At 68.1% G+C, this 14636-nt stretch carries 15 protein-coding genes; 6 read left to right on the forward strand and 9 right to left on the reverse strand.

Translation table 11 applies throughout. From position 1 onward, the window contains the following. Positions 1-28: 28 nt before the first annotated feature. Complete coding sequence (gene secA, locus NDR87_RS18290; protein WP_251913966.1) at positions 29-2866, forward strand: preprotein translocase subunit SecA; 2838 nt, start codon at positions 29-31, stop codon at positions 2864-2866. A 57-nt stretch (positions 2867-2923) separates the two neighbouring features. Here the strand turns inward: secA and NDR87_RS18295 are convergent, their stop codons facing one another. Then, complete coding sequence (locus NDR87_RS18295; protein WP_251913965.1) at positions 2924-4132, reverse strand: hypothetical protein; 1209 nt, start codon at positions 4130-4132, stop codon at positions 2924-2926. A gap of 205 nt (positions 4133-4337) precedes the next feature. Between NDR87_RS18295 and NDR87_RS18300 the strand changes: the two genes are divergently transcribed. After that, the gene (locus NDR87_RS18300; RefSeq protein WP_251913964.1) at positions 4338-4715 is read left to right on the forward strand and encodes a nuclear transport factor 2 family protein; all 378 of its coding nucleotides are present in this window, start codon (positions 4338-4340) and stop codon (positions 4713-4715) included. Here the strand turns inward: NDR87_RS18300 and rsgA are convergent, their stop codons facing one another. The 3 genes from rsgA to NDR87_RS18315 all read right to left on the reverse strand — a co-directional run bounded on the left by rsgA (position 4716) and on the right by NDR87_RS18315 (position 8600). Further along, positions 4716-5720, reverse strand: a complete 1005-nt coding sequence (rsgA, locus tag NDR87_RS18305; RefSeq protein WP_251914225.1) for a ribosome small subunit-dependent GTPase A — start codon at positions 5718-5720, stop codon at positions 4716-4718. Then, entirely contained in the window at positions 5717-7000 is a 1284-nt protein-coding gene (gene aroA / locus NDR87_RS18310) for a 3-phosphoshikimate 1-carboxyvinyltransferase (protein WP_251913963.1), read from the reverse strand. Before aroA ends, rsgA begins: the two co-directional genes overlap by 4 nt. Before the next feature lie 91 nt (positions 7001-7091). Further along, positions 7092-8600 (reverse strand): aldehyde dehydrogenase family protein, encoded by a 1509-nt coding sequence (locus NDR87_RS18315; RefSeq protein ID WP_251913962.1) that lies wholly within the window; start codon positions 8598-8600, stop codon positions 7092-7094. A 144-nt stretch (positions 8601-8744) separates the two neighbouring features. On the opposite strand from NDR87_RS18315, the gene NDR87_RS18320 reads away from it, so the two are divergent. Then, positions 8745-9527, forward strand: a complete 783-nt coding sequence (locus NDR87_RS18320; RefSeq protein WP_251914224.1) for an SOS response-associated peptidase — start codon at positions 8745-8747, stop codon at positions 9525-9527. A gap of 26 nt (positions 9528-9553) precedes the next feature. Here the strand turns inward: NDR87_RS18320 and NDR87_RS18325 are convergent, their stop codons facing one another. From NDR87_RS18325 to ybaK, 4 genes are all read right to left on the reverse strand, one after another. Then, positions 9554-9847, reverse strand: coding sequence for a hypothetical protein (locus tag NDR87_RS18325; RefSeq protein WP_251913961.1), 294 nt, complete (start codon positions 9845-9847; stop codon positions 9554-9556). A gap of 163 nt (positions 9848-10010) precedes the next feature. Beyond that, on the reverse strand, positions 10011-11636 hold the full coding sequence (locus NDR87_RS18330; protein WP_251914223.1) for an MDR family MFS transporter: 1626 nt from the start codon (positions 11634-11636) through the stop codon (positions 10011-10013). A 65-nt stretch (positions 11637-11701) separates the two neighbouring features. Further along, positions 11702-12199 carry a MarR family winged helix-turn-helix transcriptional regulator gene (locus tag NDR87_RS18335; protein WP_251913960.1) on the reverse strand — a complete coding sequence of 166 codons (498 nt, stop codon included), beginning with the start codon at positions 12197-12199 and terminating at the stop codon, positions 11702-11704. Positions 12200-12351: 152 nt separating this feature from the next. Then, positions 12352-12846: a Cys-tRNA(Pro) deacylase gene (gene ybaK / locus NDR87_RS18340; protein ID WP_251913959.1), complete on the reverse strand. Its 495-nt coding sequence runs from the start codon at positions 12844-12846 to the stop codon at positions 12352-12354. An 85-nt stretch (positions 12847-12931) separates the two neighbouring features. Between ybaK and NDR87_RS18345 the strand changes: the two genes are divergently transcribed. After that, the gene (locus NDR87_RS18345) at positions 12932-13771 is read left to right on the forward strand and encodes a sigma-70 family RNA polymerase sigma factor (protein ID WP_372494204.1); all 840 of its coding nucleotides are present in this window, start codon (positions 12932-12934) and stop codon (positions 13769-13771) included. Further along, a complete protein-coding gene (gene rsrA / locus NDR87_RS18350; RefSeq protein ID WP_372494203.1) occupies positions 13768-14055 on the forward strand; it encodes a mycothiol system anti-sigma-R factor in 288 nt (95 codons plus the stop codon). The genes NDR87_RS18345 and rsrA overlap by 4 nt, the downstream gene beginning before the upstream one ends. A gap of 82 nt (positions 14056-14137) precedes the next feature. On the opposite strand, the gene NDR87_RS37900 is transcribed toward rsrA, so the two are convergent. Continuing rightward, a complete protein-coding gene (locus tag NDR87_RS37900; protein WP_372494218.1) occupies positions 14138-14212 on the reverse strand; it encodes a 50S ribosomal protein bL37 in 75 nt (24 codons plus the stop codon). 198 nt (positions 14213-14410) lie between these two features. On the opposite strand from NDR87_RS37900, the gene NDR87_RS18355 reads away from it, so the two are divergent. Beyond that, positions 14411-14626, forward strand: coding sequence for a biotin/lipoyl-binding carrier protein (locus NDR87_RS18355; RefSeq protein ID WP_251913958.1), 216 nt, complete (start codon positions 14411-14413; stop codon positions 14624-14626). Positions 14627-14636: the final 10 nt, after the last annotated feature.

The following is a 14636-nucleotide window of genomic DNA, read 5'->3' on the forward strand; positions in this document are numbered from 1 at the left end:
AACACCGACCAGAGGACTGACGAGACCCGTGCCTGCGCTGACACTGACGAGGTTGCTACGTTTTGGTGAGGGTCGCGTCGTCAAGCGGCTCGCGCGGCTGGCCGACGAGGTCATCGAGCTGGAGCAGGATTTCGCCGACCTCACCGATGCCGAGCTGCGCGGCAAGACCGACGAGTTCCGGCACCGCTTCGCCGACGGCGAATCGCTGGACGAACTGCTGCTCGAGGCGTTCGCCGTGGCCCGCGAGGCGTCCTGGCGAGTACTCGGCCAGAAGCACTACAAGGTGCAGATCATGGGCGGCGCCGCGCTGCACATTGGCAACGTGGCCGAGATGAAGACCGGTGAGGGCAAGACCCTGACCTGTGTGCTCCCGGCCTACCTCAACGCCATCTCCGGCGACGGCGTGCACGTTGTCACCGTCAACGACTATCTGGCCCGCCGCGACGCCGAGTGGATGGGCCGCGTGCACCGCTTCCTCGGCTTCGAGGTCGGCGTGATTTTGTCCGGTATGAGCCCGACCGAGCGGCGCGAGGCCTACAACGCCGACATCACCTACGGCACCAACAACGAATTCGGCTTCGACTACCTGCGCGACAACATGACCCACTCGCTGGAGGATCTGGTCCAGCGCGGGCACAACTTCGCCGTGGTCGACGAGGTCGACTCGATCCTCATCGACGAGGCCCGCACCCCGCTGATCATCTCGGGTCCGGCCGACGCGTCGTCGAAGTGGTACGCCGAATTCGCCCGTATCGCACCACTGCTCAAGAAGGACCTGCACTACGAGGTCGACATCAAGAAGCGCACGATCGGCGTGCACGAGGCGGGCGTCGAATTCGTCGAGGATCAGCTGGGCATCGACAACCTCTACGAGGCCGCGAACTCGCCGCTGGTCAGCTATCTGAACAACGCCATCAAGGCCAAGGAACTCTACGTCCGCGACAAGGACTACATCGTCCGCAACGGCGAGGTCATCATCGTCGACGAGTTCACCGGCCGAATCCTGGTGGGCCGCCGCTACAACGAGGGCATGCACCAGGCCATCGAGGCCAAGGAGGGCGTGGAGATCCAGCCGGAGAACCAGACGCTGGCCACCATCACCCTGCAGAACTACTTCCGCCTCTACGACAAGCTCTCCGGCATGACCGGTACCGCCGAGACCGAGGCGGCCGAGCTGCACTCGATCTACGGCCTGGGCGTGGTGCCGATTCCGACCAACAAGCCGATGATCCGCAAGGATCAGGCGGATCTGATCTACAAGACCGAAGAGGCCAAATTCAACGCGGTCGCCGACGACATCACCGAGCGGCATCAGAAGGGCCAGCCGGTGCTGGTCGGCACCACCTCGGTCGAGCGGTCGGAATATCTGTCGAAGCTGCTGACCAAGCGCGGCATTCCGCACAACGTGCTCAACGCCAAGTTCCACGAGCAGGAGGCGCAGATCGTCGCCGAGGCCGGTCGGCCGGGCGCGGTGACCGTCGCGACGAATATGGCCGGTCGTGGTACCGACATCGTGCTGGGCGGCAACCCGGACATCATCGCCGACCTGCTGCTGCGTCGACAGGGCCTGGACCCGGTCGAGACGCCGGACGAGTACCAGGCGCACTGGCTGCCTACCCTGGAGCGGGTCAAGCAGCAGGTCGAGGAGGATGGCGAGCGGGTGCGCGAGGTCGGCGGCCTGTACGTGCTCGGCACCGAGCGGCACGAGTCGCGCCGCATCGACAATCAGCTGCGCGGTCGTTCCGGTCGTCAGGGCGATCCGGGTGAGTCGCGGTTCTACCTGTCGCTGGGGGACGAGCTCATGCGGCGGTTCAACGGCGCGGCGCTGGAGTCGATCATGACCCGGCTCAACCTGCCCGACGATGTGCCGATCGAGGCGAAGATGGTCTCTCGGGCCATCAAGAGCGCCCAGACCCAGGTCGAGCAGCAGAACTTCGAGATCCGCAAGAACGTTCTGAAGTACGACGAGGTTATGAACCAGCAGCGCACCGTGATCTACGCGGAGCGCCAGCGCATCCTGGCCGGTGAGGACATGGAGGGCCAGGTCCAGAACATGATCACCGACGTGATCACGGCCTATGTCAACGGCGCGACCGCCGAGGGCTACGTCGAGGACTGGGATCTGGACAAGCTGTGGACGGCGCTGAAGACGCTGTACCCCATCGGCATCAACCACCGGGATCTGACCGGTCAGAACGCCTCCGGCGAGGTGGGCGACCTGACCCGCGAGGAGCTGCTCGAGGCGGTGCTCGAGGATGCGCACGCGGCCTACGCGCGGCGCGAGAAGGAGATCGACGATCTGGCCGGTGAGGGCAGCATGCGCAACCTGGAGCGCCAGGTGCTGCTGTCGGTGCTGGACCGCAAGTGGCGCGAGCACCTCTACGAGATGGACTACCTCAAGGAGGGCATCGGCCTGCGCGCCATGGCGCAGCGCGATCCACTGGTGGAGTACCAGCGCGAGGGCTTCGACATGTTCGCCGCGATGCTCGAGGGCCTGAAGGAGGAGTCGGTCGGCTTCCTGTTCAACCTCCAGGTCGAGGTGCAGCAGCCGCAGCCGCAAGGGGTTGCGGTCGATCCGGGTCTGCGTTCGCCGGTCGGCGCGATGGCGGGCGGACCCGCCGCGCCCGTCGACGAGACCCCCGCGGCCCCGGCGGCCCTGCGGGCCAAGGGCATCGGCGACCGCCCCAACGTCGGCGGCCTGACCTACTCCGGTCCCGACGAGGGCGGCCGCGTCGCCCGCCACAGCGACGCCGAGGAGTACGGCAACGGCCAACATTCCGACGGCATGACCCGCCGCGAGCGCCGCGAGGCCGCCCGCTCGGAGGGCAAGCACGCCAAGCCTCCGAAGTCCAAGCGGCGGCGCTGATTTCGCCGTGAACGCCCTCCCATCCCCGCGATGGGAGGGCGTTTCTCGTCGCGTTGGCTATTCCAGTGCGACGGCCGTGCGGCTCAGCGCGGTCAGGGTGGCGTCGTCGGGCCAGTGCCGGACCTCGTAGCGTGGGGGTTCGAGGCCGGGGACGGGGGTGAGGCCGAGCGCCTCGAGCGCATCGGGGAATGGCACCGTGAACAGTGTGTACGGCTCGCCCTGGTCGTCCTCGTCGCAGAAGGCGATGTAATCGGTTCGGGGCAGGAGGTATTCGACGCCCCTACCCCAGATGGTGACCGTATCGGTGCCGTGTGGGCCCTCGGTGAGGTATGCGCCCGCGACGTAGGCCGGTTCGATGTCGTAGCGCTCGAGGTGCAGCTCCTCCTCGAATCTTTCGCGCAGCCATTCGGACTGCGCGGCGTATTCCGAGACCGCGAGGCCGCAGGCCGCGCGGCGGGCTGCGGCGTGCTGGGGGTGTGGGCCGACGAGGTCGAACGGCACCACATTCCCATCCGGATCGAGGGTGTAGCCCTGCGGTGACAGTGCTCGCGTGGCCTCCCGGTACTCCTGCTCGGCCATGGCGAACAGTGGTTCGAGCACGTCGGGATCGTCGGGGGCCACGATCAGGGTGTCCACGTCGGGCGCGAAGGCGACCGGCCGACGATCGCCGAATGTGAAGGCCGCCAGCCATTCCGGGGACAGCAGCCGGGAGGTGAAGTAGCCGTTGCCGTCGTCCGCGAATCGCACGACGGTGTTCGGGTCGACCGAATCCGGCGGTCCGAGCGCGGCGAGATTGGCTCGCGCCGTGGCGAATACGCGCTCGGCCGGGACACCCCATTCCGACGCCTCGCCCGCGGTCACGATCGAGCGGCGGTCGGGCAGGTCGACGGCGACCAACTCGTCGAGGAACGGAAAGGCCGGGCGGGCGAGGAATTCGACATCGTCGGGCGCGGCGAGCCGATACGACACCGGTCGCAGGATCGGCCGCAGCCGGTTTCGGACCTGTTCCCAGCCGAATTCCTCGGTGCCGGATGCCAGCAGGGCGGTGACGAAACGCGCGATCCGCGCCGCGCGCTCCTCCTCGGCCAGGTCGGCCGTCTCGCGAAAGAGGTTGTCCAGGTAGAGGATTCGGTCGCGTTCGGCAACCGTGAGGGAGAATTCGTCCGGGTCGTAGACCACCCCGGCCAGGCCCAGCCCACCGGATATCGTCTCGATCTGTCCTGCCACCTGCCGCGCGAATTCGAAGCGCCGCTCTTCGCTGCTCATCGAGGTCCGACTGTATGCCCTCGCGGGGGTGGTGCGCACCCGCTGCCGGAGAGGTCGATGAGGGGCAAGGACATCGGTCCGGCAGCGGGGCTACCCGTAGTCTGCTGCGCCGGTCGGGATAGCGGAAGTGTTGCGGTGTTGCCGGTTGTTGCCGGGTTCGACCATTGTGGCAATACTGTTCGGTCGCCCCGGGTACCGTGCGGGAATGGAGCGGGCTGCGGTCGAGGCATGGGTGCACGGATACGAGCAGGCCTGGCGGTCACCGGGCACCGGGCGGCTACGGGACCTGTTCGCCGAGGACATCGGCTATCTGCCATCGCCGTGGGCCCAGCCGGTGCGTGGGCTCGCGGCCCTGTCGCGGTTCTGGGAGGACGGCCGCTCCGGGCCGAACGAGCCGTTCACGATGAGCTTCGAAATCGTTGCGGTGGACGGGGATACCGCGGTGGTGCGGGTCTTCGTCGAATACGCGGCGGACGATCCGAGCCGCTGGCGGGATCTGTGGATCATCCGCTTCGACGCGCGCGGGCTCTGCGTCTGGTTCGAGGAGTGGCCGTTCGCGCCCAGACAGCCCGACGGTCACTGATCAGGCACTGTTGCCACTGGCCCAGGGGTCGTTGGACTTCAGTGCCACGAGCAGGCGGCGGATGGCGGCCACCCGGCGTTCCTTGCCGGGGAGCTGGTCCAGCGCGCATTCCGGATCGGCGGGCGGGCCGAGGTGGGTGCAGCCGCGTGGGCAGTCCTCGATGGCCTCGGCGAGATCGGCGAAGGCGTGGATGACATCGTCGGGGGTGATGTGGGCCAGACCGAAGGAGCGCACGCCGGGGGTGTCGATGACCCAGCCGCCGCCGGGCAGCGGCAGCGCGACCGACTGGGTGGAGGTGTGGCGGCCCTTGCCGACGCCGGAGACCTCGCCGACCGCGCGATCGGCCTGCGGCACAAGGCGATTCACCAGGGTCGACTTGCCGACGCCGGAGTGGCCGAGCAGGCAGGTCAGTTTGTCCCGGAGCAGGTCGAGAATGGGGTCGAGCGGATCCTCGCGGCCGCCGCGCACGATGGTGAGGTCGAGATCGCGGAATTCCGTGGCGAAGTCGGACGCGGGGTCCAGATCCTGTTTGGTCAGGCACAGAATCGGTTGCAGGCCACCGGCATACGCGGCGGCCATGGCGCGCTCGACGAAGCCGGTGCGCGGGGGCGGGTCGGCCAGGGCGACCACGATGAACAGCTGTTCGGCATTGGCGACCACGACGCGTTCGAACGGATCGGTGTCATCGGCGGTGCGCCGCAACACCGTTCGCCGCTCGGCCACCCGCACGATGCGGGCCAGGGTGTCGGGCGTGCCGGACAGATCGCCCACCACGTCCACCTCGTCGCCGACCACGATCGGGGTGCGGCCCAGCTCGCGGGCCCGCATGGCCACGATCGGCCGCTCCGGATCGCCCTCCAGCACGCAGCTCCAGCGGCCCCGGTCCACGGCGGTGACCATGGCGCTCAACGCATCCCGATGCTCCGGCCGGGTCTTGGTGCGGGGCCGCGAGCCCTTGCCCGGGCGCACCCGGACATCGGACTCGTCGTAGTCGCGCCGCCTCAGTGCGCCGCTCCTTCGCCAGCGAGCATGGCCTCCCAGAGGGCGACGAAATCGGGCAGGGTCTTGGCCGTGGTCCCGATGTCCTCGATCTCCACGCCCGGAATCCGCAGGCCCAGAATGGCTCCTGCGGTGGCCATGCGGTGGTCGGCATAGGAGTGCCACCGGCCGCCGTGCAGCGTGGTGGGCACGATGTGCAGGCCGTCCTCGGTCTCGGTGACCTTGCCGCCGAGCCGGTTGATCTCGGTGGACAGCGCCGCCAGCCGGTCGGTCTCGTGCCCGCGCAGATGTGCGATGCCGCGCAGCCGCGACGGGGAGTCGGCCAGCGCGGCCAGGGCCGCGACGGTCGGGGTGAGCTCGCCGACGTCGTGCAGGTCGATATCGATGCCCGCCAGCCGTTCCGGCCCGCGCACGGTCAGCTTGCCGTCGAAGCGGCGGGCCTCCGCGCCCATGCGCACCAGGATCTCCCGGATTACGTCGCCCGGCTGGGTGGTCAGCTGCGGCCAGTGCGGAATGACGACCTCACCGCCGGTGACCGCGGCCGCGGCCAGGAACGGGGTGGCATTGGACAGATCCGGTTCGATATCCCAGTCGACGGCGTGAATCGGCCCCGGTGCGACCGTCCACACCTGTTCGGCCCGCGGATCCCCGGGCACCTCGACCCGCACCCCCGCCTGCTCCAGCATCTGCACGGTCATCTCGATATGTGGCATCGACGGCAGTGCTCCACCCTCGTGCCGCACGGTCACGCCCCGCTCGAACCGCGCCGCCGACAGCAGCAGCCCGGACACGAACTGCGAGGAGCCCGAGGCGTCGATATCGACCTCCCCGCCCCGCAGCGCCCCCCGTCCGTGCACCACGAACGGCAGCGAATCGCCCTCGATGTCCACCCCCAGCCGCCGCAGCGCGTCCAGAATCGTGTTCAGCGGCCGCAACCGGGCCTGCTCGTCGCCGAAGAACGCCACATCACCGTGTGCCAGCGCCGCGACGGGCGGCAGGAACCGCATGACCGTCCCCGCCAGCCCGCAATCCACGGTGGCGCTGCCCAGCGTCGCGGCCGGAGTGACCGCGAGAGTGTCCGCCTCCCCGCTGATTTCGGCCCCCAGCGCCCGCAGCCCCGCGATCATCAGATTCGTATCGCGACTGCGCAGCGCACCGGTCAGCGTCGAGGGCCGATCGGCGAGGGCGGCCAGGATCAACGCCCGGTTGGTAATGGACTTCGACCCGGGCAGCGTCACGGTCGCGTGCACGGGCTGTTCGGTATGGGGCGCGGGCCAGAAACTCACCAACCCATCTTCGCCTATGACAGCTTCTGGCAGCCGAGAGGTCACGAAGTTGTGAGCGGGTCGACTCGGAATTGGAGGTCGGACCAGGGGTCTACTTGTGCCGTCCGTGGATCAGCGGTACCACCTTGCGGAGCAGGTTCATGGTGCGCTCGGTGCGGGCGTAGCTGAGCAGGGCCATGCCGGGGATGGCGAAGCGCTGTACGGCGATCGAGTGCGGGCTGGAGAATTCCAGCAGGCCGGGGGCGCCGTGGATGCGGCCGATGCCGGAGTCACCGACGCCGCCGAAGGGCAGCGCGGAGATGGCGGCGAAGCCGAGGACCGAGTTCACCGAGGTGGCCCCGGCGCGTAGGCGGCGGGCGATCGCCAGGCCCTGTTTGCGGGAGAAGACCGTGGAGCCGAGGCCGTATTTGTTGTTGTTGGCCAGCTCGACCGCCTCGTCGATGCCGTCGACCGTGCGGATGGTGATCGTGGGGCCGAAGGTCTCCTCGCAGACGGCGTCGGAGGTCTCGTCGGCGTCGAGCAGGACGACCGGCTCGATATAGGGCGCCTTCACCGATTCGGGGCCGCCGACGATCGCGGTGCCGCCCTTCTTCAGGGCGTCCTCGATGTGACGACGAACGATATCGATCTGGCTGGGCATGGTCATCGGGCCGTAGGAGGCCTTGGCGTCGGAGCCGGGGTGGACGTCGGCGAGGATGCGCTTGACCTCGGCGAGGAATTCGTCGCGGATCGAGCGGTCGACGTAGACGCGCTCCACGCCCGCGCAGGTCTGGCCGCTGTTCATGGTCGCGCCGTAGGCGACCGCGTCGGCGGCGGCCTTGACGTCGGCGTCGGCGGCCACGATCACCGCGTCCTTGCCGCCGCATTCCAGCAGCACCGGGGTGAGCGTCTCGGCCGCAGCGGCCATGATCTTCTTGCCGGTGGCGGTGGAACCGGTGAAGGCGATCTTGTCCACGCCGGAGCGCACCAGCGCGGCGCCGGTCGCGCCGTAGCCGTTGACGGTGCTGAAAACGCCCTCGGGCAGTTCGGGATTCGCCTCGGTGAACAGCTGGGCGAGGAAATTGCCGATGCCGGTGGAGTATTCGCTCGGCTTGAACACCACGGCATTACCGGCCGCCAGCGCGTAGGCGATCGAGCCGTTGGGCGTGTAGACCGGATAGTTCCACGGGCCGATCACCCCCACGACGCCCAGCGGGCGCTGCTCGATATAGGCGGAGAAGTTGGCCATCAGCGCGCCGGGGGAGACCTTCTTGGCCTTCAGTACCTTCTCGGCGTTACCGGCCGCCCACTTGATGTGCTCGAGGGCCAGCATCAGCTCCAGGAAGGCGTCGTCGCGCGGCTTACCGTTCTCGTTGTGGATGAGCTCGCAGAATTCCTCGGCGCGGGCGACGATCCGGCTGCCCCACCGCAGCAGGTGCCGCTTGCGATCGGCGAAGCTCAGTCGTCCCCAGACCGCGGCCGCGTCGCGGGCCTTGGCGACGGCCGCGCGCACCGCCTCGTCGTCGGCGATCGGATGGCTGGCGATGACCTCGCCGGTGGCCGGATTGACCGAGGTCAGCGTGGTCTTGCCGGCGACGGCGGTGGACTCGGTGGTGGACATTTGTGAACGACCCCTAATGAGACGGTAACGGCTCGAAGTTCTCACACCATAGATGTGAAGTCAACTGCCTTCAGTTGGATTTCCGGCCATCTTTCGGTCGTTTCGGTCAACTACCTGTCGGTGCCCGGTGGCAGCATGGGGACCATGTGCGGCAGATATGCGACCACGGCGAATCCGGCCCGGCTGGCCGCCGAGCTCGATGCCATCGACGAGACCGGCGACGGTCCGGACACCACCCCGAACTACAACGTCGCTCCGACCAATCATGTGCTGACCGTAACTGAGGGTCACGGCAACAGCGAGTCGGACGAGCGTCCAAGGCTGCGCATCCGGCGCATGCGCTGGGGCCTGATCCCGTTCTGGACCAAGGCGGCCGAGCCGGGTGTGCCGGTCAAGGGGAAACCGCTGTTCAACGCCCGCGCCGACAAGGCCGCCACCACGGCCTCGTTCCGGGACGGGGTGAAGAAGCGTCGCTGCCTGGTGCCGATGGACGGCTGGTACGAGTGGCTGGTCGAGGGGCAGACCGACAAGGGCAAGGCGATCAAGCAACCGTATTTCATGTCCCCCGCCGACGGCTCGCGGCTGTATATGGCCGGACTGTGGTCGACATGGCGCGATTCGGGCCATCCGGAGCTGGATCCGGTGCTGTCGTGCACCATCCTGACCACCGACGCGATCGGCGAGCTGGCCAAGATTCACGACCGGATGCCGCTGCCGATGCCGCGCGAGCACTGGGACGCCTGGCTCGATCCCACCCATCCCGCCCCGGCCGAACTGCTGGAAACGCCTCCGCTGGAATGGATCTCCGATATCGTGGCGCGCCCGGTGTCGCCGCTGGTGAACAGCGTGCGCAACAACGGCCCGGAGCTGCTGGCCGACCCGACCGGCGCGAATACCGGACAGGCCGGTCAGATCCACCTGATCTGACCGGCCCGTCGATGCGAAATCCGGTGTCACATATCGCATCTCACCGTCGACACCGCCACGCTGAGCCCGCATTTGACGACGCTCGCACCGAGGTCCACGAGTCGGGTGGTCAGGCTGCCGCCGAACTTCTCGGCCTTCTCCGCCTGCTTACCCGGGTCCTGGGCCGCCTGCCCCGGTCTGCCGCCGCCCATGGGGTAGTTGGAATCCACCGGGGTCACGGTCACCGGTGTGGCGGCCCCCGGGGCCGCACCCGCCACACCCAGGGCGAGTAAGGCGCCGCCCGACACGATCAGGGTGCGGAAACGGTGTCGGTCAGACATGTCGCATCACATCCTCGGGTCGAACGAATCTGGCCCGACCAGTAACGCATACGCGCTGGTTCCATTCGGGACATTTGCGAGTTTTGCGCCCGTGACCGCGCGTGTTGAGCACAGGGCGGCCCCGCGTCGTTGCGGGACCGCCCCTTTTCTCCGCCGGCCGTGGCTACCTCGGCTGTGCCGTCGCGACCTTCCGCTCGGCCGCCGCCTCGGCCCCGGCCTGGATGCCGCCCGCGGTGCGCAGCGGCACCTCCTTCCAGAACAGCACCAGCAGCAGCGCCACCGCCGCGATGCCGGTCACCGCCAGGAACACCGTCGACATCGAATCGGCGAAGCCCACCTGGAACGGCCGGGCCAGCGTCGGATTCAGCTGTTGGATGACCGAACTGTCGTTCAGCACGTTGCCCGCCGCCGAGACATCGTGGGCCGCAAGCCCCTTCGACAGCGCGGCATCGGCCGGATTGGTGCTGTGCACGCCCTCGGCGACGGCCTGCTGGAAGGCGGGCTGGGTGGCCGAGGCCCGCAGCTCGTCGCCGATGTTCGGGGTCAGCTGGGCGAACAGGATGGACAGGAACACCGCCACGCCCAGGGTGCCGCCGATCTGCCGGAAGAACGTCGCGGCCGCGGTGGACACGCCCATATCCTTGGGCGGCAACGCGTTCTGCAGCGCCAGGGTCAGCGGCTGCATGAGATTGCCCAGGCCCAGGCCGGTGATCGCCATGAAGATCATCACCAGCCACAGGCGGCTGTCGGCGGTCACGAAGTGCAGCAGGAACAGGCCCAGGGTCAGCAGCGCCGCGCCGATCAGCGGGAACACCCGATAGCGCCCGGTGCGCGCGATCGTCTGACCGGCGATGATCGAGCCGAGCATCAGGCCCATGACCATCGGCAGCATCTGCAGACCCGCGACGGTCGGACTCGAGCCCCGCACCACCTGCAGATACTGCGGAATCAAGCTGATGCCGCCGAACATGGCCGCGCCGACCACGAACGAGATGACCACGCCCAGCGCGAAGGTCGAGTTCTTGAACATCCGCAGCGGGATCAGCGCCACATCGCCCAGCTTGGCCTCGACCGCGATGAAGCCGAGCACGCCCAGCGCGCCGATCACGTAGCAGAGCACCGAAGCGGTGCTGCCCCAGCCCCATTCGCGGCCCTGTTCGGCCACGACCAGCAGCGGCACGATGCCGACCGCCAGCATGAGCACGCCCCACCAGTCGATGCGCACGCCCGGATGCGGGCGCTTGGGCAGGCGCAGCACCTTGCTCACCACGGCCAGCGCGAGCACGCCGACCGGCACGTTCACCAGGAACACCCAGCGCCAGCCGGTGAGGCCGAGGATGTCGCCCTGTCCGGCGAACAGGCCGCCCAGCACCGGGCCGACCACGCTGGAGGTGCCGAAGACGGCCAGGAAATAGCCCTGGTAGCGGGCGCGCTCGCGGGGGCTGACGATATCGCCCATGATGGTCAGCGCCAGCGACATCAGCCCGCCCGCGCCCAGGCCCTGCAGCGCCCGGAAGGCGGCCAGCTGATACATCGTGTCGGCGAACGAGCAGGCCAGCGACCCGATCACGAAGATCGAGATGGCGGCCAGATAGAAGGGCTTGCGCCCGTACATATCCGAAAGCTTGCCGTACAGCGGGGTCGCCAGGGTCGCGGTGATCAGATAGGCGGTGGTCACCCACGCCTGCAGCGAGTAGCCCTGCAGGTCGTCGGCGATGGTGCGGATGGCGGTCGACACGATGGTCTGGTCGAGCGCGGCCAGCAGCATGCCGAGCATCAGGCCGCTCATGATCACCAGGATCTGGCGGTGGGTGAAGCCGGATGCCTCCGATCTGGGTTCTTCGATGGTTGTCGTCACGAATCGTTCTCCATTGCAGCGGTTCTGGAAGTCGGGGGAGTGAGGATGGCCGGACGCGCGGCCTCGTAGTCGTCGACGAAGCGGCGCAGCAGACTCCCGAGCAGTGCGCGTTCGTCGTCGGTCCAGTCGGTCATGACCCGGGCGAGGGTTTCGTTGCGCCGCTTGCGAATCTCCGCGGCCACCTCCCGCCCGGCGTCGGTGACGACCAGGACGCTGGCCCGCCCGTCGGCCGGATCGGCTCGGCGTTCGATCAGCCCGCGTTTGACCAGGTGCGCTACCTGGCGGCTGATCGTGGAGGCGTCGGAGTAGAGGGCCTCGGCCAGCGCCCCGGAGCGCATCGGGCCGTCGCAGAGCAGCCGGAAGATGATGCCGTAGGCCGCGACCTCGATCTCGCCGCCGGACATGGCGGCGATCTGGGCCTGGGTGCGCTCCCGGAGCTTGCCGAGCCGGATCAGCTGCTGGGCGATCTGGTCGATCACCTCGTCGCTGTCCATGGATCTGTCGCCTCCTCGGTGCCGGAAAACTGCTTGTGCGAAGCAATTGCTTGTGGCTTACAACTAATTGTATGGAGCAAGTATGCGGGCATCGGCCGGAGGACGGCAAGTTCTTTTCGATGTGACCTGAATCGGGGCCGGTCGGCCCGGGCTCAGCCCTGGGCGATCGGGGCGGTGACGGCCTTGGTGAGCCGGATCAGGTCGGCGGGGGCCAGTTCGATCTCGAGGCCGCGACGGCCCGCACTGCACAGCATGCGGTCCCAGTGCAGCGCCGAATCGTCGATCACGGTGGGCAGCGGGCGTTTCTGGCCCAGGGGGGAGATGCCGCCCAGGACATAGCCCGTGCTGCGCTCGGCCCGGGCCCGATCGGCCAGCGCGGCCTTGGGCGCGCCGAGTGCGGCCGCGGCGGATTTGAGCGACAACGTGGTGGGCACCGGCAGCACGGCCACGGCCAGGGCACCGGTGGACAGCTCGATCACCAGGGTCTTGAAGATCTGCCCGGCCACCACGCCCAGCTGCGCGGCCAGGGCGGCGACGGCCTCGGCTCCGAAGGATTCGCTGCGCGGATCGTGGTCGTAGGAGTGCACGCGATGGTCGGCCTTCGCCTGCGTCAGCACCCGGATCGCCGGGGTCGATGCACCTGCCATGCGGGCCAGATTATGCGGGGCTGCCCACCGTGCCCTACCGAATATCCACGGCGCGCGGGAACACGGCGAAGCCCCGGCATGTTGCATGCCATACGCAGCCCATCCCCCGTGCGACCCCCGAAGGAGATTGCCGGTGACCGTTCTGGTCGACGAACGCCCGGTGGCCCCCGTCACCGGATTCCTGCTGCCCAGCCCGCTCGCGGTAGATTCGAAAGCTACGGCGATCGAAGGGATGGGCGTGACGAGCGACGACGATCTGGCCGGAATCGGCGAGCCCGATGATCCGGCCATCGATGACGATTTCGCGGACGACGAACCGGGGGCACGCAGCAACTCGACCGATGCGGAACTCGCGGCGCGCTTCGAGCGTGACGCGCTTCCGCTGCTGGACCAGCTCTACGGCGCGGCCCTGCGGATGACCCGCAACCCGGCCGACGCCGAGGATCTGGTGCAGGAGACCTACGCCAAGGCGTTCCAGGGCTTCCGGTCCTTCCGCGAGGGCACCAATCTGCGGGCCTGGCTGTACCGGATCCTGACCAATACCTACATCAACTCCTACCGCAAGAAGCAGCGCCAGCCCGCGCAGTATCCGACCGACGAGATCACCGACTGGCAGCTGGCCTCCACGGCCGAGCACAGCTCGACCGGTCTGCGTTCGGCGGAGATGGAGGCGCTCGAGGCGTTGCCCGACGACGACATCAAGGCGGCCCTGCAGTCGCTGCCGGAGGAATTCCGGATGGCGGTGTACTACGCCGATGTCGAGGGCTTCCCCTACAAGGAGATCGCCGACATCATGGGGACCCCGATCGGTACGGTCATGTCTCGCCTGCACCGCGGCCGCAAGCAGCTCAAGGGTCTGCTCGCCGATGTGGCGCACGAACGGGGATTCGATCGGAACCGAGCGGGCCAGGAGGTAACTCAGTGAGCACCGGGGACAAGGATATGGAACTCGACTGCACGGCGGTGCTCGCCGATGTCTGGCTCATGCTCGACGGGGAATGCGACGAGGCGACCCGCGATCGCCTGCGCCACCATATGGATCACTGCTCGCCGTGCATCGAGGCCTACGGCCTGGAGGAGAAGCTCAAGCGGCTGCTGCACAGCAAGTGCGGCGGCGATCGGGCCCCCGAGGGTCTGCGCGAGCGGTTGACGCTGGAGATCCGCAAATCGGTGACGATCACCGAGACGATCGAGACCAAAGAGGTCTGAGCCCGTAGAACGCAGAGCGGCACGCCATCGGAGATGGCGTGCCGCTCAGTGCTTTTCAGTGGCGTTCGACGACGCCGACCACTCAAGCGTTGGGACGCTTGCCGTGGTTGGCCGCGCTCTTGCGGCGGCTGCGCTTCTTACGACCGCGCTTACCCATCGGTTTCTCCCTTCTAGCTCCCGGCATGAGAGGTTACAGCCACCACGGCCGTGCTCGGCAACCGGATGGCGGGCTGGGCGGGCGGGCGGTTACGGGCGGGTATTCCGCTGTCGATCGAACCCCGCGGGGGCCGGTGTGCTTGGCTGTATCGGCAGCGAATGCAGGGGCACGATAGTGCCGATTCGATGAGAGGGTGCCATGGCCGAGGAAGTTCACGCCGAGATGGTGTCGACCGTCTTCCAGATCGTCGCGCAGGAGGGTGCGCCGATCCAGGAGGGCGACACCCTGGTGCTGTTGGAGTCGATGAAGATGGAGATTCCGGTTCTCGCCGAGACCAGCGGCACGGTCACCTCGATCAACGTCAAGCCCGGCGATGTGCTGAAGAAGGGCGATCTGATCGCCGTCATCTCCTGATCCCGGCCGG

Origin of the sequence: Nocardia sp. CDC159 (genome assembly GCF_023740735.1) — a bacterium.
In the GTDB taxonomy this organism is placed as follows: Bacteria; Actinomycetota; Actinomycetes; order Mycobacteriales; family Mycobacteriaceae; genus Nocardia; species Nocardia pulmonis.

Bases quoted from the DNA above. Each gene is read 5' to 3' on its own strand.
- NDR87_RS18295 (WP_251913965.1), bottom strand. From the start codon at position 4,132: ATGAGCAGCGAAGAGCGGCGCTTCGAATTCGCGCGGCAGGTGGCAGGA.
- NDR87_RS18300 (WP_251913964.1), top strand. From the start codon at position 4,338: ATGGAGCGGGCTGCGGTCGAGGCATGGGTGCACGGATACGAGCAGGCC.
- NDR87_RS18315 (WP_251913962.1), bottom strand. From the start codon at position 8,600: ATGTCCACCACCGAGTCCACCGCCGTCGCCGGCAAGACCACGCTGACC.
- NDR87_RS18320 (WP_251914224.1), top strand. From the start codon at position 8,745: ATGTGCGGCAGATATGCGACCACGGCGAATCCGGCCCGGCTGGCCGCC.
- NDR87_RS18325 (WP_251913961.1), bottom strand. From the start codon at position 9,847: ATGTCTGACCGACACCGTTTCCGCACCCTGATCGTGTCGGGCGGCGCC.
- NDR87_RS18330 (WP_251914223.1), bottom strand. From the start codon at position 11,636: ATGAGCGGCCTGATGCTCGGCATGCTGCTGGCCGCGCTCGACCAGACC.
- NDR87_RS18335 (WP_251913960.1), bottom strand. From the start codon at position 12,199: ATGGACAGCGACGAGGTGATCGACCAGATCGCCCAGCAGCTGATCCGG.
- ybaK (WP_251913959.1), bottom strand. From the start codon at position 12,846: ATGGCAGGTGCATCGACCCCGGCGATCCGGGTGCTGACGCAGGCGAAG.
- NDR87_RS18345 (WP_372494204.1), top strand. From the start codon at position 12,932: ATGCCATACGCAGCCCATCCCCCGTGCGACCCCCGAAGGAGATTGCCG.
- NDR87_RS18355 (WP_251913958.1), top strand. From the start codon at position 14,411: ATGGCCGAGGAAGTTCACGCCGAGATGGTGTCGACCGTCTTCCAGATC.